Source organism: Thiorhodococcus minor (assembly GCF_010820565.1).
Classification (GTDB): Bacteria; Pseudomonadota; Gammaproteobacteria; order Chromatiales; family Chromatiaceae; genus Thiorhodococcus; species Thiorhodococcus minor.
In genome coordinates this window covers 1-2160 of record NZ_JAAIJQ010000216.1, presented here as the reverse complement: position 1 = coordinate 2160, position 2160 = coordinate 1, and the positions used below count along the sequence as shown (strand labels likewise).

Sequence of the window (2160 nt, the reverse complement as noted above, 5' to 3'; positions counted from 1 at the left end):
TCTTCGCGGCGACGCGCCGCACCTCGCGCAGCAGTCCCGCGATGCTGAGGTGCTGGCGTGAGAACGGAGCACTCATCAATACCTGCCTCGCAGCCTGAGAAGTCTGTGGCAGTATACTGATTCGGCTTCAAAAGTTTACGAAAGACTTTTTTCAACATCAAGCCAGCACATTGTTTCTAAAGCAAATATTTTTCCGGCGGGAACTGCTGTGGCGGTCGCCGCCGAGGCGTAGCCGCTCGGCGGCGCCGACGGCGGCGCGCAGGAAGATGACGACTGGCACCACTCGCTCGGTAGCGAACAGCTCGGCGAGATCCAGACAATAGTGCGCCAGGCGATGGATGGAGAAGCGCCGCGGGTCGCTTTCCTCTTCGAGCACGAACAAGAGAGCCGCGCGGCGCCCGTCGGGCCATTCGACCAGTAGCGGCACGTCGAGCTCGCGAAAGCGCGCGCCAAGGCGCTCCTGCAGCTGTTCCTGGCGCACCGATAGGATGCGCGCGTTGGTATCGAGATCGGCTGCCTCAGCGGCGGCGAAAAGGGCAAGAGCCGCTCGCGGGTAGTCGAGAATCAGATTCTTGAAGTTCTGGTCGTGGGACATGAGAGCACGCAAGACCGAAGAGCGATGGAGCATTCTCGTCGGCTCGACGATGCGATGCAAAACCTGAGGGCCGTTTCGCTGCGCCGTCCTCTGTCGCCCACTGTTTCTCGTGAGATCGCAGGACCTCTTGTACCGCTCCCGAATGGCTGCCGAGCGCTGTATCGTCTTCCAGCGCGGCGAAGGCTCGGGGACGGCCGCGCCTTCGCTGGCGGAGATCATCAGCATAGCCTTCTCTCAAGAGCGGGACGCGGTAAGCCGCTGGCAAGCAGGGAGCGCAGCCATGCTGAATCGGCGGCGTTGGAGCCGCGCTTTCGGGAGATCCTGGCCTCAAGCCAGATAACCGATACGGCATCCGCCCCAGTGGCGCCCGTTGACATAGAGCGGGGCCGAGATGTCGTGCATGATCTCGCCGGTGTCGCGCCTATAGGTCTGGATCAGGAAGCTCAGCTCATGGGCGCCGCAACGCCGCCCGACGGGATCGTCGAAGCGGCGCTTGGTTCGGTTGTTGGCGAGATCCTGCGCTGGATCGCCCGTCAGCGGCTGCGAGAAGCGGGCATTGTGCGTCGGCACATAGCCGTTGCGGTCGCAGCCGATGGCGTAGACGACCTCGGAATGGCCGCTCAGGACCGCCTCTTGAATGGAAGGGAATAGCCGGTCTGTAAGGCTGTCGAAGCCCGTATTGTACTTCGGCGGCTCGGTGTCCCGGAGTGTCGCGTCTGCGCTCGTGATACCCGTCGGGTCGATCCCTCGCCGACGGGACTCGCGCAGGGCGACACCCTTCTCAGCCCGGGCCGTCCCGCTCCGGGTCGCTGCTCCGCCTCGAGTAGCGCCGTTGGCGCACTTGGGCTACGCACGACCCTACGACGAATGACTCTACGGCGTGTGTGACTGCGCTTTGCATATTGCCTTCACGACGAAGGACTCACGTCCTTCGTCATTACGGCAATACGCACGCGCACACGCCTACCCGGGACGTGCCGGCCTCGCGCTTTGCGCTTCCCTGGCCGGCAGCGAAGGCAGAGGCGCCGACCGGCCCGGCGGCGACCCGGGCACGGCGGGTCAGGTCGCCGTCCTGGCGCATCTCCCGGATGGTTGTTTCCAGGGTCCTGAGTGGCGCAGCGACCAGCGTTCTCAGCGACAGCCATAGTCCGAGGGCGCCGACGCCTCCAAGCGTCCAGCTCGCCAGATAGCCGACCGACCCGTGCGCTCCGCTCACGTAGACGGCGAGGCTTGCGCCAAGTGCCGTAAAGACGCCGAAGAGGATGCTGATCACTGATAGTCCCATAGAAGCCTCCCCATTCTGCTCCCGCCGGGCTGCGCAGGCGCTGGGCTGCGCGCCGCGGCGGAATGGAGCGCCAGATTATACTTCATATAGGCACAAGATCACATTTCTTGAATGCCTGAAAATTCAACGTGAGCAATGAATCGAGTTCTTTCTTGTGAGTTGTGTGTGTCTGGTTAAGACAGTCGGTAATCGCGTTTTGAAAGGGGTGCAACCTGCCGAGCGCGCCCGATCTGCGTACACGAAGTTGTGATCTTTGACCTGGGTGAGTTGGCAGGAGAGC

General features: G+C 62.9%; 2 protein-coding genes and 1 pseudogene. All 3 read right to left on the bottom strand.

All coding sequences use genetic code 11. The annotated features are described in order from the left end of the window. Positions 1–214: 214 nt before the first annotated feature. Positions 215–595: pseudogene (locus tag G3446_RS26410) on the bottom strand (hypothetical protein); the annotation flags it as partial. Positions 596–922: 327 nt separating this feature from the next. Then, the gene (locus tag G3446_RS28525) at positions 923–1165 is read right to left on the bottom strand and encodes a hypothetical protein (protein WP_245232821.1); all 243 of its coding nucleotides are present in this window, start codon (positions 1163–1165) and stop codon (positions 923–925) included. Positions 1166–1532: 367 nt separating this feature from the next. After that, entirely contained in the window at positions 1533–1880 is a 348-nt protein-coding gene (locus G3446_RS26400) for a hypothetical protein (RefSeq protein WP_164456634.1), read from the bottom strand. Positions 1881–2160 lie beyond the last annotated feature (280 nt).

What these genes read in the sequence shown, in the direction of transcription:
- G3446_RS26400 (WP_164456634.1), bottom strand. Translation starts at nt 1,880, where the DNA reads ATGGGACTATCAGTGATCAGCATCCTCTTCGGCGTCTTTACGGCACTT.